Here is a 25,943-nt window from a genome sequence, read left to right as displayed (position 1 = left end):
GCGGCGCTAGGCGATGAGGCTACGCTAGTACTACTGCCGCTTGGATGTCTAGCAATGCTAGGATCGAATCATGTCGGTACAGGAACGCAAGCAGCGCGAACGGGCGGAGCGCGAGCGCCTCATCGTGGCGACAGCCCGCGAACTCGCCGAGCAACAGGGCTGGGACGCGGTCACCACCCGCCGGCTCGCCGAGCGCATCGAGTACAGCCAGCCCGTCCTCTACAGCCACTTCCGCGGCAAGCGCGAGATCATCGGCGCCGTCGCCCTCGAGGGCGCCGCCGAGATGGCCGTGGCGGTGCGGGCCGCGGCCTCCAGCGCGAACAGCCCGCGCGAGCGGGTCACCGCCCTCGCCCGTGCCTACCTCGACTTCGCCGCACGCAACCCGGCGGTCTACGACGCCTTGTTCCAGCTCGACGGCGGCCTGGCCTTCGCGGACGAGGACACCCCGGAACCTCTCAAGGACGCCTTCGCCGCGCTGCTGGAGAGCCTGGGCGAGGTCGCCGGGGACGGCGTCGACCCGGGGCTGTTCACCGAGGTGTTCTGGGCGTCCCTGCACGGCCTGGCGACCCTGACCCGAGCGGGACGGCTGCCGCCGGAGTACATCGAGCCGAGGCTGGAGCTGCTGGTGGGTCGGCTCGCCATGGTCTGACACACCATCCCGGTGGGCACGCAGCCGGGGCCCTCGGGCCCCGCCGCTGCCTGCCTGCGGCAACGCTTCCGGTCACTCGCGTCCACACGGCGCAGCCGCAGATCGCCGGGCCCCGTACCCCAGACGGGCACCCGCCCCGGAAGCTGCGATGCTCATTGATCACGACCCGATACGCGCCCTAACGCCGCGTCATTCGCCGGTGCCCTCGTCGTCCTCGTCGAGGTGGACGGTCGCCGGGTCACGCAGTGGGCGCAGGCCCTCGCGTGGCGGGCGGGCGGGCGGCGAAGCTGTAGCGGCCCAGGCAGTTGAGGTTGGGGATGCCGGTGAACCGCTGTCCACGCTGGCCCGGTACGGGCAGCTGAGCAAGGCACAGACGTTCGAGCGGGCACCGGAGCCGCGGCGGACCGCGCTGTTGACGGCGGTGGTGCGTCACCTGGAGGCGCAGGCGGTCGACGACGCGCTGGATCTGTTCGCGGTGCTGATGGCGAACCGGCTGATCAGCCCGGCCCGGCGGGCGTCGGAGCGGGAGCGGTTGGCGATGCTGCCGCAGTTGGAGAAGGCGGCCCGCATCCTGGCGAAGGCGTCGAAGATCCTCACCGAGGAGCTGGACCTGGTCGCCGAGCACGAGGCGGACCTGGACGTGGCCGCGCTGTGGGCGGCGGTGGAGGAAGCCCCGGCTCCGTGCCGAGGGCCACGACATCAAGGACGAAGACGTTGCCCGCCTCTCCCCGCTCAAGGACCGGCACATCAACTTCCTGGGCCGCTACCTGTTCAACATCAAAGCCAGCGGCCCCGGCCAGGGCCTGCGCCCCTTCCGGGACCCGGACGCCGCCGAGGACGACGAGGATTGACGGCCGGCACAACCGACCGACCCGGCTACTCGTTGCGCCCCGCGGGGCCTGGCACCCGACTTGTTGTGACGCCTTCGCGGCAGGCGTCACAACAAGTCGGGTGCACTCTCCTGGGCGGGATCCTTGGATGCCGGGTGATCTGGACCGCCGGCCGGGGCGGCGGCACGCAGCGCCGCTTCGACCCGGCGGTTGCTGGTCATGGATGCCGTGACGGCCGTCATCGCCAGGAGGAGGCCGGCGGCGGCGTAGAGCGGGGTGCGGATGTCGTAGGTGGTGGCCAGCCAGCCGCCGAGGAAGGCCCCGATGGGGGCGGCGCACATGGCCAGCATGCGGGAGGTGGAGGCGACCCGGCCCATCAGGTGGGCCGGGACGATCGCCTGCCGGAGGGAGGGCCCGAGCACCATCGTGGCGCCCATGCCGGCCCCGCAGACGGCGAGCGCCAGCCCGGCCACGTACGGGTTCGGGGCAGCGGCCAGGCCCAGGATGGCAAGCCCTTCGACGGCGGCTGTGCAGGTCAGTGCGGTGCCGGTGCCGAGTCGTCGGCCAAGGTAGGAGGCGATGCCTGCACCGAGCAGGCCGCCGGTGGCCTCCGCCGTGAGGAGCAGGCCGAAGCCGTAGGTGTCGATGCCGAGGCGGTCGTGCGCGAAGAGGGCGAGTACGGTCTCCACGGCGAGGAAGGCGATGTTCCCGACCGCCGGGCGGAGCGCGAGCCCGAGCAGCAACCGGTCCCGGAATACGTACGAGGCCCCGGCCCGCGCCTGCCGAAGCAGCGACTCGCGGGCCTCCGGTACGGGCCGGGGCACGGCGGGAAGCGACCGTACGAGCAGTGCGGAGAGCATGAACGACACCGCGTCGGCGAGCAGCGGAACCGCCCGCCCGAGCGCGAGCAGGGCACTGCCCGCAGGCGGCCCCGCGAAGCCGGACATGGCGGTCTGGGCTCCGCGCAAGCGAGAGTTGGCTCGCTCCAAGAGTGCGGGGTCGCGGCCGAGTAGATCCGGAAGATAGGCCGTGGCGGCCGTGTCGAAGAAGAGTCCGCCGAGGCCGAGCAGGAAGGCGACGGCCGCGAGCAGTGGAATGCTCAGCACGTCGAGCGCGGCCGCTGCCGCCGGTATCGCGAGCAGCACCGCACGCGCTGCGTCCGTGACCCACATGGTGCGCCGGCGGTCCCAGCGGTCCACCAGCGCACCGCCGAGCACCCCGAAGAGCAGCCACGGCAGCGTTCCGGCGGCCGTGACGACGGCGAGCGCCATCGGATCCCGCGTCAACGTCAACGCGAGCAGCGGCAGCGCGGCATGCGACACCCCGTCACCGAGCGAGGACACCGTCTGCGCGGTCCACAGCCGTCCGAACCCGGTCGGCAACTTCCGAACGTCTGAGGTCACTTGGCGTCCCCTTCGGCCTGCTCGCGCGGTGCCGGATGGAACAGTGCGAAGACGAGTGACGCGTCCGGCAGCGACGGATCGGACAGCTCCTGGTACTCGTCCGCCAGTGCCTGCAGCCGCGCCCCCAGCTGCGCGAACTGCTCCTCGGTGAGCCGCAGATGCGCCATCCGTACGTGCCGCTCATCCACCGGCGACGCCTCCAGGTCCGCCACCGCATGGCGCATCAGCACATCCGGCCCTCCCTCGCCCGGATCCGGCAGCGCGATCGCCCGCGCGGCCATCGCGTAGTACCGCTCGGTGACACCCCGCACCTTCCGCGTCCGTACCACCTTCACCAGGCCGGCCCGCTCCAGCAGCCGCACGTGATAGCTGGAACTCCCCTTCGCGAGGCCCACCCGCTCGGCGATCTGCGTGATCGTCGCCGGCTCGAAGCGGAGCACGGCCATGATCCGGTGGCGCGTGAGATTGGAGACGGCGCGCAGTTGCTCGTCAGTGGTGACGTGAAACGTCTCGGGAAGATCATCGGTAGGCATGCGAGCAATGGTCAACGATTCTTGACCATTGAGCAAGGGGATTTCGCGCGGACCTCCAGAATCTGCCGTCCGGCGCGCGAGACCTTCTGTCAAAGCCCCCCACCCGCTGCCGATCCGGGGAGCTGTCAAAACGCCCGGGTGTCGACGGGCGGGCAGAAGCAGGAGCGGCAGCTCGACACGCTCATCGCCGCCGGGTGCCGGAAGATCTTCGCGGACAAGAAGTCCGGTAAGGACGCGCTCCGCCCCGAGCTGAAGGCGTGCCACGCCTTCCTCGACGCGGGCGACACGCTCGTGGTCCCCTCGCTCGACCGCTACGGTCGCAGCCTCCAAGACCTCATCAGCATGGTCGCCGAGCTGCGCGAGCGCGGCATCGGCTTCACCTCGCTGCACGAGAACCTGGACACGACGACCCCCGGCGGTCGGCTCGTCTTCCACGTCTTCGCCGCGCTCGCCGAATTCATCCGCGCACTCATCGTCATCGGCACCAAGGAGGGCCTCGCCGCGGCACGCGCCCGCGGGCGGGTCGGCGGACGCCCCACGGTCGCCACCGAGGAGATCATCCGCGCCGCCCGCGACCTGCTGCCCGACCCGGGCCGCTCAATCACCTCGATCGCCAAGCTGCTCGGCGTCTCCCCGGGCGTCGTTGACGTCGTTGACGTCGTTGACGTCATTGACGTCATTGACGTCATTGACGTCGGGAAGCCCCGTCTCGACCGAGACCCGCGCGGTGCTGGTGTTGTGGCTCGCCGCACTCCGCGGCCCCGTTTCCGGCTTCGCGAGCAGTGCGTGACGCGGCCGTGCGTCCGCGATCAGCGTTGTCAGTGGCCGCAAGTATGTTCAGTCGTGTCCCGCCGTTGTGGCGCGGAAGTCCCCTTGGTGCATAGGAGATGGCGCGTTGTCAGATTCAGATTGGGAGAGGTCGAGCACGGCACGGGTGGTAGCACCCGCACGGCCGCGCAAGCTCGCCAAGGTCCCGTTCGTCGAGCTGGCCGACGGACGCTTGCAGGGCGTGGTGTCCAGCGGCTCGGACATCGAGCGGGTCTATGTCTCGTCGGTCGCGGCCGGCACCTACGCGTTCGCTTGCAGCACCAACAACAACCGGCCCTGCGGCGGCGCGCGGGGCTCGTTCTGCAATCACATCCGGGCCCTGATCAACGAGGCGGTGCTGCAATACGGCGCCGAGCGCGTCGTCCGCTACCTGAGGGTCGAGAGCGTGGACGGGGAGCCGAGCGCGCAGACCATCGCCGCCGACATGAGCAACACACGTCCACCGCAGGGGGACTCCAAGGCCGCCGCACCCGTCTTCAGCCGGTTCCTGCGCCACCTGGCCTACCTGGAACTCGCCCCGACCACCGCGCCGTTGCCGGAGATGCAGTGGTTCCCGCCGACCAGGGCGGTGGCGTGATGCGCGCCGACCTGCTCGCCGAAACCATCTCCGGGCTCGACGAAGCCCTGGCGGTCGTCGACGCCTTCGACCGGGCTCTCGTCGTCGGCCTGCTCCGCCCCCAGCCTGCCCAGGCCGCCGGCCTGACAGAGCTCGCCCACGCCGTCACGGGGACGCCGCTGGCCGCCAAGGTCGCCGAGGCGGCCGAGAAGACGGCGGCCGGAGCCGCGAGCGAAGACCACTTCGTCGCCCTCGCCGCAGCCCGCACCGCACTGCTCGGCTCCGTCCACGACGCACTGATGACCCGCGCCGACGAGGCGACCGGTCGGCCCCGCAACGAGGAGACCGTCCCGGCGCCCGGCGGGCAGCAAGCGGCGAACCTGCTCGCCGCCGCCCGCTCCTGGCTGTCCGATCTGGCGCGCTCCGGGTGGCAGGGCATCGACCACGACGTGGTCTCCGGGTCGGCGCAAGTCGTCTCCGCGATGCTTCCGGACCCGGCGCTGCGCCGCCTGGCGACGCTCCTCGACGGCTTCGCCGCCGAACTCGCCGCGTCCTGCCCGGGCGCGGCCCTGGAACGCATCCCGGCACGCCGCTGGGCCGACCTGTGGTCGCGCGCGATGCTGCTGACCCTGCCCGGCGCGGCCGGCATACCCAAGACCGGTACGGCCACCGGACGCCTCCTGCCCCTCGGCGTGGACGTGCAGGAACACGCGACCGCCGCACAGGCCCAAGTCCACGCGGTGTTCGAGCCCGCCGACGGCACCGCGCCCCGCCTGGTGCGCGCCGGCGTGTCGGTGCCGAAGCCTGACACGGTTGTCGGAGCCGGCCTCTGGCAACTGCTCCGCCCGCACATGTCGCTCCTGGCGGCCGTCAGCGAAGGCCGCTCGATGGACCTCGCCGGTATGCCCGTCACCGCCGAGGGCGACCTGGTCTGGAGCGACGAGCACGCACGCCCGAGTGAGCCCGCCGACGCCTTCGCCACTGCCCGCGTCGCCCTGCCCACCGCCACCGACGCGGCGACCGCACCCCTGGACCGGCACCCGGCGCGCATCGCCGTACCCGTGTTCCTGGAGGGCTACGCCGCCCAGAAGGACGACGGCGCAGTGACGTTCACCGTCGCCGGACACCTTCTCGCTGTCGACACCGACCGCATTCCGACCGCCGGACCACTCACCCCCGAGGCCGTTGCGGCGTCCGGCGCGTGCATCGGGCTGCTCCGCTGGGACGCCGGGACGTATCGCGTCCAGCCTCTGGCCGTCGAGACGACCGTGCGGAAGAAGGCTGTCGCGATCCACGCCGGGGGATGGGCCGGGGGCACGACCGACAAGGCCGGCGTCAAGGCCGAGAAGGCCGCCACCGACGCCGTGACCGTGCTGCGGGAGCGTGCCGGGAGGCTGCTGCGGAAATGACGGACCACACGACCGGGCAAACGACCGAAACCGAGCAATCGGCCGACCGTACGAACCCGCAGAACCCCGAGGTGGACCCCCACGACAACCGCCGTCAGGCCCTGTACTGGCGGCTCCTCGCCCGCCTCTTCGACCACGAGGAGCAGGCCACGCTGGAATCGGCGAGCCTCGCCGTCGTCGAGGACATCGGTCTGCCGTCCGCGCTGCTGGACCCGCAGGCCTCCGTCGACTCGATCGTGCAGCGCCACCCGGAGCTGGCCGCCGAGTTCGACGGTCTGATGGCGCCCGCCCCCGACGCCGCCGACGGTGCCCGCGACCGGGCCGCCGAAGTACGGCGCGCGGCGCTGGTGTCGAAGGTGCTGCTCAACGTCTTCGCCTCCGACTCCGGCACAGTCACCGCCGGACAGCTGGCGCGCTGGCAGTCCGACGCGGGCTGGCTGGAGCGCGCGCTCGGCTGCAAGCCGGGCGAGCTGCGCGGCGGCCGCGCAGGCGGAGGTTCCGGGCGGGGCGCCGCAGGACCGGGTGTCAGCCCGACCGGCACCGGCGGCCCGGGCACGACGCCCGATCTCAGTCGGCTGATTCCGGCGATTGGCCCCGAACTCGGCGCCATCGAGGCCGACCTCGTCAAGCGGATGCACCTGCGCGAGGTGCTGGCCGACCCCAAGCTGGCCTCGCAGCTGACCCCGAGCATGTCGCTGATCGAGCAGCTGCTGCGGGACAAGAACAACCTCTCGGGCGTGGCCCTGGCCAACGCCAAGGCACTGATCCGCCGTTTCGTCGACGAGGTCGCCGAAGTGCTGCGCACCCAGGTGGAGAAGACCACGGTAGGCGCCCTGGACCGCTCCGTCCCGCCCAAGCGGGTGTTCCGCAACCTCGACCTCGACCGCACGATCTGGAAGAACCTCACCAACTGGAGCCCGGAGGAGGAGCGGTTGTACGTCGACCGCCTCTACTACCGGCACACCGCACGCAAGACGACGCCCCAGCGGCTGATCGTCGTCGTGGACCAGTCGGGCTCGATGGTCGACTCGATGGTGAACTGCACCATCCTGGCGTCGATCTTCGCCGGGCTGCCGAAGGTGGACGTCCACCTGATCGCGTACGACACACAGGCGCTCGACCTCACTCCGTGGGTGCACGACCCCTTCGAGAGCCTGCTGCGCACCAACCTCGGGGGCGGCACCGACGGCACAGTCGCCATGGCACTGGCCCAGCCGAAGATCGCCGAGCCCCGCAACACCGTTGTGGTTTGGATCTCCGACTTCTACGAATGGCAGACCGAGCCGCTGTTCGAGAGCATGGCCGCCATTCACCGCTCCGGAGCCAAGTTCATCCCGGTCGGCTCGGTGACCAGCTCCGGCCGCGGCAGTGTCAACCCGTGGTTCAGGGAGCGCTTCAAGGACCTCGGTACGCCGGTGATCTCCGGCCACATCCGCAAGCTCGTCCACGAACTCAAGACGTTCCTCGCTTAGAAAGGCCCTGTTATGTCCGACATGTTGCGCGCCCCTGCCGAGATCAAGTACGCCGAGGAACTGGACTGGCTGGAGTCCATCGACGACAACCCCAAGCCCTTCTCCTGGCGACTGTCCCCGAAGATGGTCCGGCTGTTCGTCCTGGGCTCCGAGCGCTCCGACGGTCTGGACCGGGAGATCTCGCAGAAGTGGTACGGAGATCGCAGTTTCGTCGAGCGCTCCATCGTCACGCTGGCCTCCGACCGCGGCCTGCTGCTCATCGGCGACCCCGGCACCGGCAAGAGCTGGCTGGCCGAGCTGCTGTCCGCCGCGATCTGCCGCAACTCCACGCTGGTCGTGCAGGGTACGGCCGGCACCACCGAGGACCACATCAAGTACTCCTGGAACGTGTCCATGGTCATCGCCAAGGGCCAGTCGCGGGAGTCGATGATCCCCTCGCCGATCATGACCGCGATGGAGAGCGGCGCGATCGGCCGTTTCGAGGAACTCACCCGCTCCACCAGCGACGTCCAGGACGCGTTGATCTCGATCCTGTCGGAGAAGTACATCTCGGTTCCCGAACTGGACAGCGAGAACATCGTCTTCGCCGAGCCCGGCTTCTCGATCATCGCCACCGCCAACAGCCGTGACCGGGGCGTCAATGACCTGTCCTCGGCGCTCAAGCGCCGCTTCAACTTCGTCCGCATCCCGGTGGTGACGAACAAGAAGAGCGAGGCGGAGATCGTCCGCTTCCGTACCGAGGAACTGCTGCGCCGCCACCAGATCGAGCTGGACGTGCCGCCGACGCTGCTCGACGTGCTGCTGCAGAGCTTCGCCGACCTGCGCGCCTCGGCGGCCGCGGCCGGCAGCGACGACGAGAAGCTGGAGTCCGCGCTGTCCACCGCCGAACAGATAGGCGTGCTCGAGGACGCGATCCTGCACGGCAATTTCTTCGGCGAGCGCGCGCTGACCGCCCACACGCTGGCCTCCTCGCTCGTCGGGTCACTGGCCCGGCGCGAGCCCGAGGACTTGGCCATCCTCAACAAGTATCTGCATGGCGTCGTCGAGCCGCGCAGCAAGGAAGAGGGCGGATCCTGGCCGGAGTTCCTGGAGGGCGGCCGCGACGCGATCGCCACCCTGTCATGAGCGGTACGCACGAGGGGACCTTCGAAGCGCTGCGCGCGCAGCTGCAGGAGGCCGCAGCCACGTTCGCCGACGGGCCCGGCGCACTGGAGGGCATCCTCCTCGGCCTCGTCGAGGACGTCGACCGCGCGGTGGGCGAGCCACTGGAGATCTTCCCCGTCTGTCACCACTCGCCCGCCTCGGCGCTCGCGATGGCACGCCGCCTGCGGGAGAAGCAGCCGAAGGTCGTGTACCTCGAGCTGTGCGAGGACATGGCGCCGCTGCTGACCGAACTGCGCAACTGCAGGCTCCCGGTGGCGGTTCAGGCGTTCGCGACCGAGGTCGACGGCTTCCCGGCCGAGTGGTCTCCGCTGTCGGTGGTCGCGCCGATCACCGAGGCCTCGGCCGAGTACCAGGCGATCGCCTACGCGCTGGACACGCCGGGTGTCGAACTGGTCCTCGTCGACCGTTCCTCGGACCATGTCTACCAGTGGGACGCGCGCGGGAGACACCCCGACGACCCGGCCGAGCTCGGCGCTGATCCAGGGGTGTCGGACACATCGCCCGCCGAGGAGGAGGCCGCGCTGCACGGCGACGCGGTGGGCGTGGGGATCGGCGACCTGCGGCCGCGCTTCGCCGAACTGGAGGAACACCTGCTGCGTCACGGCAGGGTGCGGCACTGGTCGGAGTGGTGGCACCAGTACGTCGAACTGCCGCTCGGCGACAGCGACCACGACACCTACCGGCAGGTCATGCTCCTGATCGGCAGCCTCTTCCGGCGCCTCGCACCCGGCGACCCCCATCGGGTGGACGTGGACGAGGACCGCGAGCGCTACATGTGGACGAGGATGCGCCAGCACCTGGCCGCGACCGGCACCGATCCCGCGGACTGCCTCTACATCTGCGGTGCCTTCCACGCGGCCAGCCGTGTCGCGGAGTTCGGCGTCCGTGGCACCGACACCTTCGAGATCAGCCCGCGCAGTGCCACCAAGTGGCAGCACGGCCTGATTCCGTCCAGCCACACAGCGATCGAGGCGCAGTTCGGCCTGGCCGCCGGCTCGGTGTCGATCGCCGCGACGGTCTGGGCGAAGAACGTCAGGCGCACGCGCGTGGAGCCGTACCGCCTGGCGGGACAGGCGGGCGCGAAGAAATCGAAGGCCAAGAAGGCCGCGGCCGCGGCGGCTCCCGTACCGGCGGTCCCGCCCTCCGACAAGCTGACCGGCTTCCTGCAGCAACCGCCCGTCCTGGACCGGCTGGACGAGACCGAACTGCTCGGCTGGTCGGTGGAGATCGTGCGCGCCGCGCGCCGCAACGGCTACCTCGCCTCCACCGCCGACGCCATCGCGGTGTTCGAGACGTCGATCCTGCTGGCCGGCATGCGTGACCGGGCCAAGCCGACGCCGTACGACTTCCAGGACGCGGCCGTCACCTGCATCGAGAAGGACACCGTGCCCGGCCGCCGCGACGTGCGCCGCCTCGTGGAGATCATGATGGGCGGCGACAGGACAGGCCAAGTCGGCTACGACGCGCTGCCACCCCTCGCCCGCGACGTGCACGACCGGCTCGCGCCCCTGAACCTGAAGCTCCAGCAGCGCGGTGTGCAACGGGCGTTGCTGGACATCGCCTCCCGGCCGGAACTGGGGCAGTGCTCCGACGTGCTGTGGATGCTGCGCTACCTGATGCCGCAGGGCGCCGCGCGGCCCATCATGGGCGAGCGGAGGCTCGGCGAGGGCTCGATCCAGGAGTCGTGGGACCTTGCGCTGGGCACCCACCAGCGTGCGCTCATCGAGCTCGGCTACGAGGGCGTCAGCATCGAGCAGGTCCTGGAACAGCGCCTGCGCCGCACGGCGTACGGCCCGCAGGCCACCGCGGCAACCGTCCTGGAAGCCGTCGAGAACGCGACGCTGTACCTGCGCAGCCGCCGGCTTGCCGACGAGCTGGGCACACGCGCCCTGGAAGTGCTGTCGGCCGAACGCAGCGTCGACGGCGCACCGGAGGTCCTGCGCCGGGTGCGGCGGCTGCTGGCGTACTACCGCACCAGTGAGCCGGTACTGCCGCCGTGGATCGAGTCCTTCGTCAAGACGGGATACGCGCACTACTGCACCCTGCTGCCGACGGCGTTCACCGACGACGACGCCACCGTCCGCCAAGTGGCGGCGATGCTGGGCTTCTTGTTCAGCATGGAGAGCCTGGCGCTGTCTCTGGGCTGCGACCGGACCCAACTGGAGCTGGCGGTCGCCCAGTCGCATCCACAGGACCAGTCGAAGACGGCGCTGCTGTGGGCGGCCCAGACGCAGCTCGGGCACCTCTCCCGCGCGGACCTTCGGGCGAGGTGTGACGAACTGCTGGGCAACCCCTTGGTGGTGCCCGCCTATCCGCGCTACCTCAGCGGCTTCGTACACGCCTTGGAGCCCGTCCCAGGCCTCACCGACTTCGTCGTGGAAGCGGTGTCGAACGCGTTCGGACGGCTGCCGGACCCGGTGCTCCTGCCGTGGCTGCCGACCCTGATCACCACCCTGCGATCAGGGGGCACCGAGCTGGCGCCGCTGCTGATCCGTGAGGCCGGACGGATCTTTCCCGGCCGGCTTGCAGCGCTGGACGAGTGGATGCCGCCGTGGCGGGCGCAGCCGGAAGCCGTGCATCCGGCTGGGCGCACGGACGGCAGCCGAGGTGGCACGCTGCTCGCTGCCCACCCCGCGACGTGCGACGCGGTGGCGAGACTGCTGGGCTGCGACGGGACGTGGGAAACGGCGGATCCTGGCCCGCAGGGCGCGGCGCTGGTAGGCCGCCATCCGGACACGGCGATGGCGCTGGAGGTGCTGCTGGCCGGCACCTGACTTCGGCGGGGTGAAACCCACGCAGCGGATTCGCCGCCGACGGCGACCCGAGCTGCGGGCGCCGCCGACGCGGCCCGGCAAGCGGGCCCAGGGCCCGCCGCAGCCGCGCGAAGTCCACGGTCGGCTGCCGGGCCACGGCCGCCGTTCACGTCCACCCGGGGCCAGGGCTCGGGCTCCGGGCCTGCCCGATCATCACCTGGTGTGCCGGAGCTGCGGAGCGGTCAAGGACGTCCAGGTCGGCCGGCGGGGGCCGACCTGGACGTCATGATCAGACGAGGTCGAACCGGTCGAGGTTCATCACCTTGTCCCACGCCGCGACGAAGTCCTTCACGAACTTCTCCTTCGCGTCATCGCTCGCGTAGACCTCCGCGAGCGCGCGCAGCTCGGAGTTCGACCCGAAGACGAGGTCGGCACGGCTGCCGGTCCACTTGACCTCGCCCGTGGCGGCGTCGCGACCCTCGAACGTGTTCGCGTCCTCGGACGTCGCCTTCCACGTCGTGCCCAGGTCGAGCAGGTTGACGAAGAAGTCGTTGGTCAGAGACCCGGGGGTCGTGGTGAAGGCGCCGAGCGACGACTGCTGGTAGTTCGCGCCCAGGACGCGGAGGCCACCGACGAGGGCCGTCATCTCGGGGGCGCTCAGGGTCAGGAGGTTCGCCCGGTCGGTCAGCAGGTACTCGGCCGGCAGCCGGTTGCCCTTCCCGAGGTAGTTGCGGAACCCGTCGGCGGTCGGCTCGAGCGCGGCGAACGACTCCACGTCGGTCTGCTCCTGCGACGCGTCCACGCGGCCCGGCGTGAAGGGGACCTCGACATCGAAGCCGGCGTCCTTTGCGGCCTGCTCGACGGCGGTACCACCGGCGAGCACGATCAGGTCGGCGAGCGAGATCTGCTTGCCGCCGGTCCGGGCGGCGTTGAAGGCCTCCTGGATCCCACCCAGGGTGCGCAGCACCGTCGCCAGCTGGTCCGGGTCGTTGACCTCCCACCCGCTCTGCGGCTGGAGGCGGATGCGCGCACCGTTGGCGCCGCCGCGCTTGTCGCTGCCGCGGAAGGACGAGGCCGACGCCCACGCGGAGGACACGAGCTGGGACACCGACAGGCCCGAGGCGAGGATCTGGCCCTTGAGGGAGGCGATGTCCTCGGCGTCGATGAGCTCGTGCGTCACCGCGGGGAGGGGGTCCTGCCACAGCAGTGTCTCGGCCGGGACCTCAGGGCCGAGGTAGCGCACGATCGGGCCCATGTCGCGGTGGGTCAGCTTGAACCACGCGCGGGCGAAGGCGTCCGCGAACTCGGCGGGGTTCTCCAGGAAGCGCCGTGAGATCTGCTCGTAGGCCGGGTCGAACCGGAGCGAGAGGTCGGTCGTCAGCATCGTCGGGGCGTGGCTCTTCGACGGGTCGTGGGCGTCGGGCACGGTGCCCGCCCCGGCGTCGTCCTGCGGCCTCCACTGGTGCGCGCCGGCGGGGCTCTTGTACAGCTCCCACTCGTTGCCGAACAGGATCTCGAAGAAGCTGTTGTCCCACGTGATCGGGGTGTTCGTCCAGATACCCTCGAGACCGCTGGTGATCGCGTCGCCACCCTTGCCGGTGCCGAACGAGTTCCTCCAGCCGAGGCCCTGCTCCTCGAGCGGGGCGGCCTCGGGGTCGGGGCCGACGCTCTCCGCCGGGCCCGCGCCGTGGGTCTTGCCGAAGGTGTGACCGCCCGCGATCAGGGCGACCGTCTCCTCGTCGTTCATCGCCATCCGGCGGAACGTCTCACGGATGTCGCGGGCCGCGGCGAGCGGGTCCGGGTTGCCGTTCGGGCCCTCCGGGTTGACGTAGATGAGGCCCATCTGGACCGCGCCGAGGGGGTTCTCCAGCTCCCGGTCGCCGGTGTAGCGCTCGTCGTCGAGCCAGGTGGTCTCGGGACCCCAGTAGACGTCCTCGTCGGGCTCCCAGACGTCCGGACGACCGCCGCCGAAGCCGAAGGTCTCGAAGCCCATCGACTCCAGGGCGACATTGCCGGCGAGGATCATGAGGTCGGCCCACGAGAGGCTCTGGCCGTACTTCTTCTTGACCGGCCACAGCAGGCGGCGGGCCTTGTCGAGGTTCCCGTTGTCGGGCCAGCTGTTGAGGGGGGCGAAGCGCTGCTGGCCGGCCCCGCCGCCGCCGCGGCCGTCGCTGATCCGGTAGGTACCCGCGCTGTGCCACGCCATCCGGATCATGAACGGGCCGTAGTGGCCGAAGTCGGCGGGCCACCAGTCCTGCGAGGTCGTCAGCACCTCCGCGATGTCCTGCTTCACGGCCGGGAGGTCGAGGGTCTTGAACGCCTCGGCGTAGTCGAACCCCTCGCCGAGGGGGTTGGCCACGGCGGGGTTCTTGGCAAGGATCTTCAGGTTGAGCCGCTCCGGCCACCACTGGCGGTTTCCGCCGCCCTGAGTCGGGTGCGGGGCGCGCCCGTGCGCGACCGGGCAGCCACCTCCGCCCTCCGTCTTCGCGTCTGTGACGATCGCATCATGGTTCTCAGACATGGGAATCCTTCCGAACTGGGCGGATCATGGTGCTCAGGAACTGCGGGCGGTGGAACAGTCGGGGCACAGGCCCCAGTGGGTGACCTCGGCCTCGTCGATCGAGAAGCCGTGGTCGTCGGATGCGGTCAGACAGGTGGCCTCGCCGACCGCGCGGTCGACGTCAGCGACGACACGAGGCGTCCCTCGAACCGGGCCGGGCTGCCGGCCGGATCGATGCGGCGTACGAGTCCCGCCACGGTGAGCGCGTGGAGGGCCTCACACACGACTTGAAGGGAGATATGGCCCACGCGATCGCGCACCCCGGAGGCAATCGCCTCGACACCGAGGCGGTCACCGTCCCGGACGGTCTCGAGCAGCGCGACGCGGGCGGCCGTCACCCGCAGGCCGGCACCGCGCAGCTCCGCGGCGGTGGTCCCGTCACGTCTCTGTCTCCTGTCTGTACTGGAGTCTTCCTGTCCCTTGGCTATCACCGGAACCGATCCTACGATGGACAGAATCCAAGTCAAGAAGTGCGCCAAACCCCTATCCAATCGGAACCCGGATGTCCACCAGTAAACTTCGGGTATCCCACCGAACCTGAATAGGTGAACCGATATGAGTGACCTGCTGGAGCGACTGCGAGGGCGTGGCTGGCGGATGACCTCCCAGCGGCGTGTCGTTGCGGAGGTCCTCGACGGCGACCACGTGCATCTCACGGCCGACGAGGTGCACGCCCGCGCGGTACAGCGGCTGCCCGAGATCTCCCGGGCGACCGTCTACAACGCCCTGGGCGAGCTGGTCTCCCTCGGTGAGGTCATAGAGGTCTCCACCGACGGCCGCGCCAAGCGTTACGACCCCAACGCGCACCACCCGCACCAGCACCTGGTGTGCTCCAACTGCGGCACCATCCGCGATGTCCACCCGACCGGCAGTCCGCTGACCGACCTCCCGGCGGAGGAACGGTTCGGCTTCACGGTGTCCGAGGTCGAGGTCACCTACCGCGGGCTGTGCCCCTCCTGCGCCTAGGCAACGCCTGCCCTGTCGAGGTCGGTCGCGGCCTGCCCGTTCGTCCCACCCGCCGCACAGCGCAGCACGATCTTCGCGAGCAGCGCCAGGAACTGCGCTGCCTTCGCCCACCTCGCCCACCGGGTCAACTGGGCCCGCTCCGCCTCGTCCAGGACGAGATCGCGCCGGATCCGGGCGGGGATTCGAGTGCGTCCCGCCTGGCGTCGTGCCACACGAGGCGGGACTGCCGCAGTCGGTCGAACACGTCGGCGTAGATCTCCGAGAGCAGGTCGACGGCCTGCCGCAGGAAGGCCGTGGTGCTGTCGTCGACCACGCGGACGAGGACGGCGTCGACCTCTTGGCGCTGCTGTTCGGTGGCGGACCGGATGGCCCCCTCGGCCAGCAGGCCACCGATCAGGCTGAACCCCGCGCCGTAGATCATCGGTACAGGTGCCGACCGGGCGAGGGCGATCATGTAGCCGACGATGGCGCCGCCCTGGGCGCCGAGCCGGGTCGCCAGCCGGGTCCTGGACAGGTCGGAGATCTCGCCGGAGAGCTGCGGTTCCACGGCGGGTCCGAGCCAGGCCGAGGCGGGGCCGTGGGAGGCACCGGGCAGCCGCCCGGCGACCTCGGCGTCGAGCCAGTCGGTGTCAGCGGTGAGGCCGGGCAGGACGGTGCGCTCGGATCGCTGGGCGAGCAGCGACAGTTCGTGCCGCAGCCGGAACGGCAGGTCCCGTTCCCACCAGCCACCCGGGTCCTGGGAGCGTTCCAGTTCCCAGCGCAGCCGCTCGATGAGACCGTCGCGTTCCTTCTGGATCTGCGTGCGCAGCCGGGTGGTGAGAGCGAGTTGACGCACCGTCAGGTCAATGCGGAGCTGCTCCCACTGCTGTTCCTCCTTCTCCAGCAACGTCTGTGCCTGCCTGGCCCGCTCGTCGGCCTCGGTACGCGACAGTTGCCCGGCCGCGATGGCTTCGGCGGCTATCCGGGTCATCGCCTCGCAGTGGTCGGCGACCTGGGCGGCGATGCGCCGGTCACGCCACAGCGCCCGTCCGCTGCCCCGGGTGAAGCCTTCGACGACTGAGCGCAGGACCGCCAGCTCCGGCTCTCCGCCGCCGGGCACCGGAGCCGGTATTACGGGGATGCGGCCGGGCAGGCCCTCCAGCCGCTGCCTGAGGTGCCGTACGGTCTCCTCGTGGTCCTCGGCGTCGACCAGGTCCATCATGGTCACCACGACGGCGGTGAACGGTACATGACGGCACAGGACCTCCTCCTGGAGGAGGCGGTGTTCCGTACTGCTCATGGGGGAAACGGCGGAGACGACCGCGCGGAGATGGCAACGCAACAGGTCCCGACGTTCGGCGGGGAGGCGAAGACTGCCGAGCAGGCCGTGGATCCACCGCAGATGTCCGTCGACCGCCGAGGCCCACGCCTCCCCCTGACCGTTCACCACCAGCTGTTTCGTCACGCCGCCAGCGTAGGAACGGCTGCTGGGTCAACTTCTCATCAGGCGATGGGATCGGCGCGATATGCCCCTCACCTCGACCCGGCCCACGGGCCCCCGGCGCCGACAAGGGGGAACCCCTCACCGCGTCCGGGGGACGAAGGAACCCTGCCCCGCGACGCAACGCCACCCTTGTGCAGATGTCCAGGCTCGCGACCGACACTAACTCCCGGATGGAAGTGGCCCGTTACCTTGCACAAGGCGCTTGAACGGCGCCCTGTTGAAGGGATTGAAAAATGGCAGACCTGTTTACCGTGAGGGTTACCGTCCGCGGTTACGAGATCGATGCGCAGGGGCACCTCAACGGCACGGTGTATCTGCAGCATGCGGAGCACGCGCGCTGGGAGTTGCTGCGGGCAGCCGGAATCGAGCAGAAGGCACTGCTGGCGAAGGGCGTCGGCCCGATCAATCTGGAGACCACGATCCGGTATCACCGCGAGGTGGTCGCGGGTGATGACGTCGACATAACCTGCGCGTTCATCTTCGGGGAGGGCAAGTCGTTCCAGGTGGAGCAGACGTTCCACCGTACGGACGACAACACTCTCGTGGCCGAGGTCGTCAGCGTCGGAGGTCTGCTCGACCTGGAGGCACGCAAGCTGGTCGCCGACCCGCACGAGTACTTCCGGGCCGTGGCCTCCGACCCCGGCGTGTTCGGCCTCTGACACGGTTCCACCGGGCCGCTGTCGCGGCCCGGTGGAGCTCGGGTGTGAGGAGTGTCAGCCGCCGACCAGGCGCACCGTGCTCAGGATCTTCCGTACCGTCGCGTCCGGCACCTCACCCGCAACGTCCTTCGCGCCGAGGAAGGTCCAGGACACGAAGTCGCCCTTGGAGTCCTCGAAGGCGAACGTGGTGGCCTTGCCGTCGGTGTCGCACTTGCCCTTCTTCTCGACGCCGGAGGACACCGCCGTCGCCACGCTGCCCTTGATGCCGGACCTCGCGGTGTACGACTCCACCGCACCGGTCTTGATCTTCTTCTTGTCCGGCTGGGTGTACGCGCCATAGAGCCACAGGGACACGCTGTTGCGGGCGGCCTCCTCGGTGGTCCTGGCCCCCTTCTCGCCTCTGGATCCGGCAGTGGCGAGCGCCGTGTCCTCCGGGGTGCCGTTCTTGTCGTCGTCGGACTGGCACCACTTCTCCTTGAACATCGCCGGGGCCGAGAAGCCGATGAGGGGCTTGTCCTCCGGGTCGTTGTTGTCGGAGACGTAGCTGGACCAGCTCGGCGACTTGAGCCCCCATTCCGGGGGAACGTCGAAGGCGATGCCGCGCTTCGGGTTCACCACGACCTTCCAGCCGGGAATCACCGGTTTCGGGTCGGCGGCGTCGCGCGCACCGTCGTCACCCGAACCGGTCGGCCCGGACACCGGGGACGACGCCGATCGGGTCGGCCCCGGATCCGCCGTGTCGTCCTTGTCGCCGCCCAGGACCAGATAGCCGGTGACACCGGCGGCGATGACGACGGCGGTGGCCGCGGCGACGGCGACGGCCGTCGTGCTGCGGCCGCCGCGCGGAGGCTCGGGCGGCGTACCCGTCGCGTACGGATTCGGCTGCTGATACGGATTCACATACCCGTCCTGGGAGTGCTGCTCGCCCCCCGGCGGCTGCTGTCCTGGCCACATGAGAAGCCACCTTAGAGGGGCCGTCGGGAGGGGCTGGGGCCGGGCCGCGCGACCACCGAAAAACACCCACTCGCGCACGGGATGTATCCATACGCTCACTCCATGTGGCGAGCGGGGATGATCGCCCATAACTTCGGCTCATGACGAAACGACAGTTCACGTGCCTCGCATGCACCGCGGTCATCATGGTCTCCGGCCTGGGCGCAGCCGCTCCGTCCGCCGGCGCGGCCACCCACACGGTGCATCCGGGCGAATCGATCCAGAAAGCGGTGAACGCCGCCAGTCCGGGAGACACCATTGTCATCGCGGCCGGTACCTACCGCGAAAGCGTCCTTGTCACGAAGTCGAACCTGACCCTGAGCGGGATGGGCGAGGCGACCGTGATCAAGCCGCGGAAGGCGACCACGCCGGCCGCGAACGTCTGCGCCCGGGCCGGCAACGGCATCTGTGTGACGGGTAAGGCGAAGAAGGACGTAGTAGGCGTCAGCATCCGCTCACTGACCCTCTCGGGCTTCAAGAAGAGCGCCATCTGGGCCACCCGCACCGACCGGCTGACGGTCCAGCAGGTGACGGCCGAGAAGAACGGCACCTGGGGCATCGGCCAGGAGATGTCCACCCGGTCGGTGATCCGTAACAACACGGTCCGGGGCAGCGGAGACGCCGGCATCTTCATCGCCAACACGGTCGACCGGGAGGGCGGGGCGACCGACACCAAGAAGACGGTGATCGCGTACAACCGGCTGACGGGCAACCGGATCGGAGTCACGGTCAGGCGGGTCAGAAACCTCAGCGTCCGCGCCAACACCATGACCGGGAACTGCGCCGGATTGTTCATCGTGGGCGACGAGTCGAAGCCCACAGCCGGGGCGATGACCGTCCGCGACAACTGGATCTACCGGAACAACAAGTTCTGCCCCGCCACCACCCGCCTCCCCGCCATCCAGGGATCCGGCATCGTCCTCACCGGTACCGAGTCCGCCGTCGTCCAATCGAACCTGATCATGGAAAATGTCGGCTCCTCGCCGCTCTCCGGCGGAGTCGTGCTGTTCCAGAGCTTCGTGGGCGCCGTCAACACCGGCAATGTCATCAAGGACAACTGGGTGCAGGGCAACAAGACGGCTGACCTGGCCAACCGGGGTGGCGGAACGCGCAACGAGTTCCTCAGCAATGAGTGCCTGGCTTCCGAACCCGCAGGGATGTGCTGAGTGTTCACCCTCAGCAGGAGAATCGAGGCGGTATGACCACCGTAAGTCCCACCCCCGTCACCACCACCATCACCACCCCCGTCGTGCCCACCCCGCCGCCCGCCATGCGGCTGCGGGAGCTTGTCTTCGGGGCGGCGTGCGCCGCTGCCGTACGCGCGGCTGCCCGGCTGGGCGTGGCCGACGCGCTCGGCGATTCACCCGCCACCGCGGAGCAGCTCGCGACCGCGGTGGACTGCGAACCCAAGTCGCTGCGCCGGCTGCTGCGCACCCTGTCCTGCTACGGCATCTTCGTCGAGACCGAGGACGGGACGTTCGCCCACACGGACATGTCGCTGATGCTGCGCGAGGACGATCCCAACAGCCTGCGGTACATCGCCCTGTGGTGCACAGAGCCGTGGACCTGGGACGCCTGGCCCCGGCTCGACGAGGCGGTGCGTTCCGGCGGGAGCGTCTTCCACGAGCTGTACGGCAAGGGGTTCTTCGAGTATCTGCACCAGGACGCGCACGAGTCGGCCCAGGTGTTCAACCGGGCCATGACCACGTCCAGCAGGCAGTCGGCGCTGGAAGTCGCGGAGCTCCTCGACCTGACCGGTATCTCGGTGGTCGCGGACATCGGCGGCGGCCAGGGGCATGTGCTCGCGAGCCTGCTGGAGAAGCATCCGGCCGTCCGGGGCACGCTGCTCGATCTGCCCGACGTGGTCGCGAAGGCGGATCCACGGCTGCGCGAAGGGGGTTCGCTCGCGGATCGGGTCCGTATCGTCCCCGGGGACTGCCGCCAGGACATCCCGGTCGAGGCCGATCTCTACATCATCAAGAACATCCTGGAGTGGGACGACGAGAGCACCCGCAGAACCCTGGGGAACATCGTGGCGGCGGCGCGGCCGGGGGCCCGGGTCGTGGTCATCGAGAACCTCGTGGACGACACTCCCTCGATGAAGTTCACCACGGCCATGGATCTGCTTCTGCTGCTCAACGTCGGCGGCGCGAAGCACACCAAGCAGAGCCTGGTGGAGAGGGTGACGAAGGCGGGTCTGCTCATCGGCGAGATCCGCCCGGTCAACCCGTACCTCGACGCGTTCGAATGCACCGTCCCCGGGTGACCGTGGTCGCTCTGCGCACCTCAACACACGCAACAACGCCCCGAGTCCGGCTTCTCAGCCCGGACCCGGGGCGATCGCATGTCCTCATGTGGTTCCGTCGCGCTCCCACCGGTAGAACTGGTGGGCCATCGCGTCCTTCGGGGTCCGCCAGGTCTCCGGGTTGTACGGACTGACGAAGGCCGTGAGCCGGTCGCTGATGTCCCGGAAGGCCGGATGTTCCGTCACCTTCGCGATCTCGGGGCCGGGCGGCTTCTCGGACTCGATCAGGTGCATGTACACATCGCCGAACTGGAACAGGCTGCGGCGGGTGACGCCGACGAGGTGCGGAAGTTCACCGGCGTCGGAGGCCGCGAACAGCTTGGCGATGTCCGGGGCCGATTCCGGCGCCATACGGGCGACGATCAGAGCTTGGTGCATCGGGAGGCTCCCTTTCCTTGCCCGGGCTCAGTTGGGGGTGACGGCGGCGGTACGGCTGTCGCGGTCGCGCTGCTCGATCTTGTCCCGGATGAGTTCCATCTGGACCCGGGAGTTGCGGTTGATGTTGTCGGTCATCCAGGCGTCGTCGACCGGGGCTTCCGGCTTCATCGCGAAGTCCTGGGTCCAGTGCATCCGGGTGCCGCCGGGGACCTCCGTGTACTCCCACCGGATGTCCATGCGCTCGAAGGGGCCGGTCTCGACGCGGCGGGCCCGCACCTTCCGGCCCTTGCGGTCGATAGTCCGTTCCGAGACCCAGCTCCAGATCTTGCCGTTCTCGTCGGGATGCATGGTCAGCCGGAAGGTCGTCGTATCGCCCTCCCGGGACAGGACTTCGACCGACGCGTACTCGCTGAACAGCTGAGGCCAGTTCTCGAGGTCGTTGGTCATGTCCCAGACGAGGTCCAGGGGGGCGGCGACGGTGATTTCGTTCTCGGTGTGTCCGGGCACGTCAGGCTCCAGTCATGAGGCTGTTGTTGACGAGTTCGAGGAACTCCTGCGGGGTCTTGCACCGGTCCGCGTCGGCGGGAAGGGGACGGCCGTGCCGGTTCTCCAGCTCGCCGACGATGCCGAGCAGGCCCAGCGAGTCGAGGCCGAACTCGTCGAAGCGGGTGTTGGGCCGGTTTGCCAGGTCCAAGGGGTCGACGGTGACGCCGGCGCCCTTCTTCATCAGTGCGGCCAGTTCTTGGATGGTCAGAGCGGACATGAGTGCTCTCCTTCTCATGAGGGGGTTTCGGTGGCGTGCCGCAGCACCAGTGCCGCGTTCGAGCCCATGAGCCCGCGGCTCAGCACCAGCGCCGTCCGCAGCTGAGCGGGGCGCGCCCGGCCGGTCACGACGTCGAGGTCGTGGCACACGTCGAAGACATTGGGAGTGGGTGGTACGAGGTCGCGCTCCATGGACAGCACGGCGGCGGCCGCGTCGAGCACGGGTCCGCCGCAGTAGGCCCGGCCGATCCCGGTCTTGGGCGCCGTCACCGGTACCTTGCTGCCGTGTGCGCCCAGCGCGTCGGCGATCGCCATCGCCTCGGCGCGGTCGGCCTCCGGTACGCCGAGCGCGTCCGCGAAGACCACGTCGATCTCCTCCGGCGCGCACTCGGCGTCTCTCAGAGCGCCACGGATCGCCTGGGCCAGTCCCTCGCGGGACTCCTCCCACCGCGACGGTCCGGTGAAGGTCGCTGCGTGCCCGGCCACCCGGGCGCGGACCCGGGCCCCTCGGCGGCGGGCCGCCACCTCCTCCTCGACCACGAGCATCGCGCCGCCTTCGGCTGGGACGAAGCCGCAGGCGTCGGCGGTGAACGGCCGGTAGGCGCGGTCCGGTTCCTCGCCGGTGCTCAGATCGTCGTACCCCAGCTGGCAGACGACCGAGTAGGGCGCCAGCGGGGCTTCCGCGGCACCGACCACGACCGCGTCGGTGCCGCGGCGGATGACACCGGCGGCATGCGCGAGCGCGTCGAGCCCGCCCGCCTCGTCGCTGGCCACGACGCCGCACGGCCCCTTGAAGCCGCCGCGGATGGATATCTGGCCGGTGCTCGCGGCGTAGAACCAGGCGATGGACTGGTACGGGCCGACGAAGCGGGAGCCCTGTCCCCACAGCCGCTGCAGTTCGCGCTGTCCGAACTCGCCACCACCGGAGCCCGCCGCGGTCACCACACCCACGGCGAAGGGCGAACCCTCGTAGTCGCCGCGGCCGAGCCGGGCGTCGTCCATGGCGAGATCGGCCGCTGCCATCGCGAAGTGCGTGAACCGGTCCGTCTGGACGAGAAAGCGCTCCTCTATCAGCGCAGTCGCGTCGAAGTCGCGCACCTCGCCCGCGACGCGGAGCGGAAGATGCTCGCAGCCCTCGCGGGTGACGCGGTCGAGGACGCTGAGGCCCTCGTGGGTCGACTTCCAGAAGGCCTCGGTGTTGGCCCCGTTGGGGGCTATGACACCGATGCCGGTGACGACCGTGTGCCGATCCTGCCGGGAGCTCATAGGGTCCTCCCACTTGGTCTGGTCATGACGACCGCCGACTGGAAACCGCCGAATCCGCTGCCCACCGAGAGCACGCTGTGCAGCTTCCGTGAGCGGGCGGTGCGCGGCACATAGTCGAGGTCGCACTCGGGGTCGGGGGTCTCGTAGTTCGCCGTCGGCGGCACCACCTGGTGGGCCATGGCCAGTACGCAGGCCACGAGTTCGATCGCGCCGATGGCGCCCAGCGAGTGGCCCACCATGGATTTGATGGAGCTCATGGGCGTTTTGAAGGCGTGGTCGCCCAGTGAGCGTTTCACCGCGGCTGTCTCGTGCCGGTCGTTCTGTTTGGTGCCGGAGCCGTGTGCGTTGACGTAGTCGATCTGTGAGCGGTCGATACGGGCGTGGTCGAGGGCGGTGTTGATCGCCTGGGCCATCTCCAGTCCCTCGGGGGTGAGCCCGGTCATGTGGTAGGCGTTGCCGAAGGTGGCGTAACCCCCTATCTCGCAGTACACGGTCGCGCCGCGGGCGCGAGCGTGCTCCAGGTCCTCCAGGATGAGGACGGCGCCGCCCTCGCCCATGACGAACCCGTCCCGGTTGGCGTCGAACGGCCGGGAGGCGTGGGCCGGGTCGTCGTTGTTCGGCGAGGTGGCCTTGATCGCGTCGAAGCACGCCACGGTGATGGGTGAGATGGGCGAGTCCGACGCGCCCGCTATGCAGACGTCGAGCCGGCCCTCCTCAATGGCGTGGAAGGCGTAGCCGATCGCGTCGAGTCCCGAGGTGCAGCCCGTCGAGACGGTCTGCACCGGGCCGTGGGCACCGACCTGCTCGGCCACCGCGGAAGCGAGTGAGCTGGGCGAGAACGCGCGCTGCAGATGAGGTCCGGCCGGGTGGTGGTCCACGTCCCAGTACGTGCCGCTCTCGCTGACGGCGACGTAGTCGTGCTCGAGACGTGTGGTGCCGCCGACCGCGGTGCCCAACGACACCCCGATGCGCCAGGGATCCTCCTTCTCGGGGTCGAGACCGGCGTCACGTACCGCCTCCCGGGCGGCCACCAGCGCGAACTGGATGTACCGGTCCGAGCGCGCCACCTGGTTCTCGTCGAGACCGTGCGCCGCCGGATCGAAGTCGACCTCGGCGGCGATACGGGAGCGGAAACCCTCCGGGTTGAAGAGGGTGATGCCCCGCGTCGCCGTACGGCCGTTGGCGAGCAGGTCCCAGAACGCCGTGGCGCCGACTCCGCCGGGGGCGACGATACCGACCCCGGTGACCGCCACCCGCCGGTTCACGACACCGCCCCAGTCCGTTCCGGCGGCAGGCCCTGCTCGGAGTTCTCGGTGTCCTCGGTGTCGACGTGCCCGAGCTCCGGGCGCGGGGCCAGCGGACCGAGGTGGAACACCATGCGGGCCTCCACGTTTCCGACGTTGCGGAACCGGTGGCGCATATTCAGCGGGATCATGAGGCCCTGATCGGGTCGCATCGCATGCGTCTCTCCGTCCAGGTCCACCTCGAGGAGCCCGCTGACGACGTAGACGAACTCCTCGGAGTACGGGTGGTAGTGCTCCCCGATGCGCTCACCGGGCTGCACGATGGCCAGCCCCATGAAGCCAGTGGTGGCACCCACCGCGGTCGGGGTGAGCATGGCGCGCAGGTCGCCTCCGCGCCTGCGGTTGGGCTGGGTCTCGCTGAGGTCCACGATGCGTGGGCGGTGCGTGGTCATGACTGCTTCCTCCAGGTGCGTTGCCCCCGACGGCCTTGGCCGCGTGGCTGGATGGGCCGGACAATCGGGTTCAGGATTCCGACGAGGCGCACCGGTCCGTGATCAGGCGCATGTCGGAGCTGGCGAGGAAGCGTGAGAACTCCTCGTCGGTGGTCGGCACGCCGTCCTTTCCGGTGGCCAGCAGACGGGTGAGCGTGGCTGCCTTCCTGGCACCGCTGATGCCGAGCGCCAGTTCGGGCCGCGCTTCGAGCGGGCCGTTCATGTCGATGAGCCGGACCACGATGTCGTCGCGCTGGAAGATGGTGCAGCTCGCGATGGGGGTCGTGGGATCGTTGGCCGCCGTCTCGGCCTGCTTGGCGAGCAGCCGGGCCAGGGCCATCCCGCAGCCCTCCTTGGCCTGGTAGAGCAGCGCGTGCCGGTGTACGTCGGTGGGCGGGGGCCCGTCGGCCGCCACATGGTGGACCGCCGGGAGCGCCGCCCGGGTGAAGAACATCCGGGCGGAGTCCTGATCGTCCAGGTCCCGGTCCTGCTCCAGATACGGGTTGATGGCCTCCTCCACCTTCCTGACCTCCGGCTGGCGGGCCACGTAGCGCAGTGCCGCAAGCAGGTCCCCCTGCACCTCGATGGCCCGCACGACGCGGTTGCCGTGCATGAAGAGCGAGGTACGGCGCAACCGGGTGTGCTCGTCGACCTGGGCCGCCGGGGAGGTGTAGCCGGCGAGGATCTTCGCGACCTCCTTCTCGCTGCCCGGCTTGACCGTGAAGGTGAGCGCGTGCCGGACCACGCCGTCCCCGAGCCTGGGCGAGGCCTGGAGCCCGCCCTTGAGCTTGTCAGGGGCACCGCCGGCGGCTCCTTCGGTCTCCCGCAGAACGCTGAACCGCAGCGACCGCGTGTCGCGCACGCAGTTGTGCAGCGGCTGGACCGTCTCGACGTGCTCCTCGCTGTTCACCCAGGCCAGGAAGGGCGGTGCGCTCTCCCATTCGCTGGTGATGAGCCACTGCGACGGGTTCTCGATCGACTGGCAGAGCTGGTCGCTGATGTGACCGGGGATCGACGCCACCTGGTTGCGCAGATGCTCGTACGCCTCCAGGAACTGGTTCTGGGCACCGTCATGAAGATCCAATAGCAGGACGACCCGAAGCCTGGAGCCGTCGAAGGCGGACTGCGATGTCCGTTCCGACAGGGTTGTCATCTTTCACTCTCCTTTGCGACAGCGTGGCCGCCACTTCGCGTGGACCTCGTCCGTCGTCAGTGGAATCCGCCGGGTCAATCGCCCTG

At 69.8% G+C, this 25,943-nt stretch carries 24 protein-coding genes and 4 pseudogenes; 13 read left to right on the top strand and 15 right to left on the bottom strand.

Annotated elements, in window-relative coordinates; genetic code table 11:
* Positions 1-70: 70 nt before the first annotated feature.
* From ACFWDI_RS05345 to ACFWDI_RS05335, 3 genes and pseudogenes are all read left to right on the top strand, one after another.
* Positions 71-649, top strand: a complete 579-nt coding sequence (locus ACFWDI_RS05345) for a TetR/AcrR family transcriptional regulator (RefSeq protein ID WP_385301446.1) — start codon at positions 71-73, stop codon at positions 647-649.
* Positions 650-980: 331 nt separating this feature from the next.
* Positions 981-1,319, top strand: a pseudogene (locus tag ACFWDI_RS05340) (Tn3 family transposase); the annotation flags it as partial.
* Positions 1,320-1,335: 16 nt separating this feature from the next.
* Positions 1,336-1,500, top strand: a pseudogene (locus ACFWDI_RS05335) (hypothetical protein); the annotation flags it as partial.
* Between the two features lie 86 nt (positions 1,501-1,586).
* On the opposite strand, the gene ACFWDI_RS05330 reads toward ACFWDI_RS05335, so the two are convergent.
* Positions 1,587-2,882 (bottom strand): MFS transporter, encoded by a 1,296-nt coding sequence (locus ACFWDI_RS05330; RefSeq protein WP_385301445.1) that lies wholly within the window; start codon positions 2,880-2,882, stop codon positions 1,587-1,589.
* A complete protein-coding gene (locus ACFWDI_RS05325) occupies positions 2,879-3,415 on the bottom strand; it encodes an ArsR/SmtB family transcription factor (RefSeq protein ID WP_385301444.1) in 537 nt (178 codons plus the stop codon). Before ACFWDI_RS05325 ends, ACFWDI_RS05330 begins: the two co-directional genes overlap by 4 nt.
* A gap of 138 nt (positions 3,416-3,553) precedes the next feature.
* Between ACFWDI_RS05325 and ACFWDI_RS05320 the strand changes: the two are divergent.
* Positions 3,554-4,060 (top strand): annotated as a pseudogene (locus ACFWDI_RS05320) (recombinase family protein); the annotation flags it as partial.
* On the opposite strand, the gene ACFWDI_RS05315 reads toward ACFWDI_RS05320, so the two are convergent.
* The gene (locus ACFWDI_RS05315) at positions 4,013-4,246 is read right to left on the bottom strand and encodes a hypothetical protein (RefSeq protein WP_385301652.1); all 234 of its coding nucleotides are present in this window, start codon (positions 4,244-4,246) and stop codon (positions 4,013-4,015) included. The pseudogene ACFWDI_RS05320 and the gene ACFWDI_RS05315 sit on opposite strands and share 48 nt — an antisense overlap.
* A gap of 103 nt (positions 4,247-4,349) precedes the next feature.
* Between ACFWDI_RS05315 and ACFWDI_RS05310 the strand changes: the two genes are divergently transcribed.
* Genes ACFWDI_RS05310 through ACFWDI_RS05290 form a run of 5 tightly spaced genes read left to right on the top strand, consistent with a single transcriptional unit; the run spans position 4,350 to position 11,618 of the window.
* Complete coding sequence (locus tag ACFWDI_RS05310) at positions 4,350-4,820, top strand: hypothetical protein (RefSeq protein WP_385301636.1); 471 nt, start codon at positions 4,350-4,352, stop codon at positions 4,818-4,820.
* A complete protein-coding gene (locus ACFWDI_RS05305) occupies positions 4,790-6,208 on the top strand; it encodes a hypothetical protein (RefSeq protein ID WP_385301635.1) in 1,419 nt (472 codons plus the stop codon). Before ACFWDI_RS05310 ends, ACFWDI_RS05305 begins: the two co-directional genes overlap by 31 nt.
* Entirely contained in the window at positions 6,205-7,680 is a 1,476-nt protein-coding gene (locus tag ACFWDI_RS05300; RefSeq protein ID WP_385301443.1) for a VWA domain-containing protein, read from the top strand. Before ACFWDI_RS05305 ends, ACFWDI_RS05300 begins: the two co-directional genes overlap by 4 nt.
* A gap of 12 nt (positions 7,681-7,692) precedes the next feature.
* Positions 7,693-8,805 carry an AAA family ATPase gene (locus ACFWDI_RS05295; RefSeq protein WP_385301442.1) on the top strand — a complete coding sequence of 371 codons (1,113 nt, stop codon included), beginning with the start codon at positions 7,693-7,695 and terminating at the stop codon, positions 8,803-8,805.
* Positions 8,802-11,618 (top strand): hypothetical protein, encoded by a 2,817-nt coding sequence (locus tag ACFWDI_RS05290; RefSeq protein WP_385301441.1) that lies wholly within the window; start codon positions 8,802-8,804, stop codon positions 11,616-11,618. The genes ACFWDI_RS05295 and ACFWDI_RS05290 overlap by 4 nt, the downstream gene beginning before the upstream one ends.
* Positions 11,619-11,886: 268 nt before the next feature.
* On the opposite strand, the gene katG is transcribed toward ACFWDI_RS05290, so the two are convergent.
* Together katG and ACFWDI_RS05280 are read right to left on the bottom strand one after the other, a co-directional pair.
* Positions 11,887-14,118, bottom strand: a complete 2,232-nt coding sequence (katG, locus tag ACFWDI_RS05285; protein ID WP_385301440.1) for a catalase/peroxidase HPI — start codon at positions 14,116-14,118, stop codon at positions 11,887-11,889.
* Positions 14,119-14,151: 33 nt separating this feature from the next.
* Positions 14,152-14,495, bottom strand: a pseudogene (locus tag ACFWDI_RS05280) (Fur family transcriptional regulator).
* A 217-nt stretch (positions 14,496-14,712) separates the two neighbouring features.
* On the opposite strand from ACFWDI_RS05280, the gene ACFWDI_RS05275 reads away from it, so the two are divergent.
* Positions 14,713-15,123 (top strand): Fur family transcriptional regulator, encoded by a 411-nt coding sequence (locus ACFWDI_RS05275; protein WP_385301439.1) that lies wholly within the window; start codon positions 14,713-14,715, stop codon positions 15,121-15,123.
* Here the strand turns inward: ACFWDI_RS05275 and ACFWDI_RS05270 are convergent.
* Complete coding sequence (locus ACFWDI_RS05270) at positions 15,120-15,251, bottom strand: hypothetical protein (protein ID WP_385301438.1); 132 nt, start codon at positions 15,249-15,251, stop codon at positions 15,120-15,122. The genes ACFWDI_RS05275 and ACFWDI_RS05270 overlap by 4 nt on opposite strands.
* Positions 15,248-16,567: a hypothetical protein gene (locus ACFWDI_RS05265; RefSeq protein ID WP_385301436.1), complete on the bottom strand. Its 1,320-nt coding sequence runs from the start codon at positions 16,565-16,567 to the stop codon at positions 15,248-15,250. Before ACFWDI_RS05265 ends, ACFWDI_RS05270 begins: the two co-directional genes overlap by 4 nt.
* 272 nt (positions 16,568-16,839) lie before the next feature.
* Here ACFWDI_RS05265 and ACFWDI_RS05260 point away from each other — a divergent pair, with 272 nt between their 5' ends.
* Positions 16,840-17,265, top strand: a complete 426-nt coding sequence (locus tag ACFWDI_RS05260) for an acyl-CoA thioesterase (RefSeq protein WP_385301435.1) — start codon at positions 16,840-16,842, stop codon at positions 17,263-17,265.
* Positions 17,266-17,319: 54 nt separating this feature from the next.
* Here the strand turns inward: ACFWDI_RS05260 and ACFWDI_RS05255 are convergent, their stop codons facing one another.
* Positions 17,320-18,219 (bottom strand): hypothetical protein, encoded by a 900-nt coding sequence (locus ACFWDI_RS05255; RefSeq protein WP_385301434.1) that lies wholly within the window; start codon positions 18,217-18,219, stop codon positions 17,320-17,322.
* Between the two features lie 140 nt (positions 18,220-18,359).
* Between ACFWDI_RS05255 and ACFWDI_RS05250 the strand changes: the two genes are divergently transcribed.
* Positions 18,360-19,424, top strand: a complete 1,065-nt coding sequence (locus tag ACFWDI_RS05250) for a nitrous oxide reductase family maturation protein NosD (protein ID WP_385301433.1) — start codon at positions 18,360-18,362, stop codon at positions 19,422-19,424.
* 32 nt (positions 19,425-19,456) lie between these two features.
* Positions 19,457-20,524, top strand: a complete 1,068-nt coding sequence (locus tag ACFWDI_RS05245; protein WP_385301431.1) for a methyltransferase — start codon at positions 19,457-19,459, stop codon at positions 20,522-20,524.
* 84 nt (positions 20,525-20,608) lie between these two features.
* Here the strand turns inward: ACFWDI_RS05245 and ACFWDI_RS05240 are convergent, their stop codons facing one another.
* The 7 genes from ACFWDI_RS05240 to ACFWDI_RS05210 form a co-directional block, all read right to left on the bottom strand.
* Positions 20,609-20,941, bottom strand: coding sequence for a TcmI family type II polyketide cyclase (locus ACFWDI_RS05240; RefSeq protein ID WP_327326751.1), 333 nt, complete (start codon positions 20,939-20,941; stop codon positions 20,609-20,611).
* A 27-nt stretch (positions 20,942-20,968) separates the two neighbouring features.
* A complete protein-coding gene (locus ACFWDI_RS05235) occupies positions 20,969-21,448 on the bottom strand; it encodes an SRPBCC family protein (RefSeq protein WP_327326750.1) in 480 nt (159 codons plus the stop codon).
* Between the two features lies 1 nt (position 21,449).
* Positions 21,450-21,704, bottom strand: a complete 255-nt coding sequence (locus ACFWDI_RS05230) for an acyl carrier protein (protein ID WP_327326749.1) — start codon at positions 21,702-21,704, stop codon at positions 21,450-21,452.
* Positions 21,705-21,718: 14 nt separating this feature from the next.
* Positions 21,719-22,969: a beta-ketoacyl synthase N-terminal-like domain-containing protein gene (locus ACFWDI_RS05225; protein WP_385301430.1), complete on the bottom strand. Its 1,251-nt coding sequence runs from the start codon at positions 22,967-22,969 to the stop codon at positions 21,719-21,721.
* Complete coding sequence (locus tag ACFWDI_RS05220) at positions 22,966-24,234, bottom strand: beta-ketoacyl-[acyl-carrier-protein] synthase family protein (protein WP_385301428.1); 1,269 nt, start codon at positions 24,232-24,234, stop codon at positions 22,966-22,968. Before ACFWDI_RS05220 ends, ACFWDI_RS05225 begins: the two co-directional genes overlap by 4 nt.
* On the bottom strand, positions 24,231-24,665 hold the full coding sequence (locus ACFWDI_RS05215; protein WP_385301427.1) for a cupin domain-containing protein: 435 nt from the start codon (positions 24,663-24,665) through the stop codon (positions 24,231-24,233). The genes ACFWDI_RS05220 and ACFWDI_RS05215 overlap by 4 nt, the downstream gene beginning before the upstream one ends.
* Before the next feature lie 70 nt (positions 24,666-24,735).
* A complete protein-coding gene (locus tag ACFWDI_RS05210; RefSeq protein WP_385301426.1) occupies positions 24,736-25,857 on the bottom strand; it encodes a SchA/CurD-like domain-containing protein in 1,122 nt (373 codons plus the stop codon).
* Between the last annotated feature and the right edge of the window lie 86 nt (positions 25,858-25,943).

This window comes from Streptomyces sp. NPDC060064, assembly GCF_042736455.1.
Classification (GTDB): Bacteria; Actinomycetota; Actinomycetes; order Streptomycetales; family Streptomycetaceae; genus Streptomyces.
The sequence above is the reverse complement of the archived record's forward strand: the minus strand, read 5'-3'. Positions and strand labels throughout refer to the sequence as shown.

Excerpts from the sequence above, each read along its gene's own strand:
- ACFWDI_RS05240 (WP_327326751.1), bottom strand. The coding sequence starts at position 20,941 with ATGCACCAAGCTCTGATCGTCGCCCGTATGGCGCCGGAATCGGCCCCG.
- ACFWDI_RS05290 (WP_385301441.1), top strand. The coding sequence starts at position 8,802 with ATGAGCGGTACGCACGAGGGGACCTTCGAAGCGCTGCGCGCGCAGCTG.
- ACFWDI_RS05230 (WP_327326749.1), bottom strand. The coding sequence starts at position 21,704 with ATGTCCGCTCTGACCATCCAAGAACTGGCCGCACTGATGAAGAAGGGC.
- ACFWDI_RS05260 (WP_385301435.1), top strand. The coding sequence starts at position 16,840 with ATGGCAGACCTGTTTACCGTGAGGGTTACCGTCCGCGGTTACGAGATC.
- ACFWDI_RS05225 (WP_385301430.1), bottom strand. The coding sequence starts at position 22,969 with ATGAGCTCCCGGCAGGATCGGCACACGGTCGTCACCGGCATCGGTGTC.
- ACFWDI_RS05300 (WP_385301443.1), top strand. The coding sequence starts at position 6,205 with ATGACGGACCACACGACCGGGCAAACGACCGAAACCGAGCAATCGGCC.
- ACFWDI_RS05295 (WP_385301442.1), top strand. The coding sequence starts at position 7,693 with ATGTCCGACATGTTGCGCGCCCCTGCCGAGATCAAGTACGCCGAGGAA.
- ACFWDI_RS05275 (WP_385301439.1), top strand. The coding sequence starts at position 14,713 with ATGAGTGACCTGCTGGAGCGACTGCGAGGGCGTGGCTGGCGGATGACC.
- ACFWDI_RS05250 (WP_385301433.1), top strand. The coding sequence starts at position 18,360 with ATGACGAAACGACAGTTCACGTGCCTCGCATGCACCGCGGTCATCATG.
- ACFWDI_RS05215 (WP_385301427.1), bottom strand. The coding sequence starts at position 24,665 with ATGACCACGCACCGCCCACGCATCGTGGACCTCAGCGAGACCCAGCCC.
- ACFWDI_RS05210 (WP_385301426.1), bottom strand. The coding sequence starts at position 25,857 with ATGACAACCCTGTCGGAACGGACATCGCAGTCCGCCTTCGACGGCTCC.
- ACFWDI_RS05325 (WP_385301444.1), bottom strand. The coding sequence starts at position 3,415 with ATGCCTACCGATGATCTTCCCGAGACGTTTCACGTCACCACTGACGAG.
- ACFWDI_RS05245 (WP_385301431.1), top strand. The coding sequence starts at position 19,457 with ATGACCACCGTAAGTCCCACCCCCGTCACCACCACCATCACCACCCCC.
- ACFWDI_RS05255 (WP_385301434.1), bottom strand. The coding sequence starts at position 18,219 with ATGTGGCCAGGACAGCAGCCGCCGGGGGGCGAGCAGCACTCCCAGGAC.
- ACFWDI_RS05345 (WP_385301446.1), top strand. The coding sequence starts at position 71 with ATGTCGGTACAGGAACGCAAGCAGCGCGAACGGGCGGAGCGCGAGCGC.
- katG (WP_385301440.1), bottom strand. The coding sequence starts at position 14,118 with ATGTCTGAGAACCATGATGCGATCGTCACAGACGCGAAGACGGAGGGC.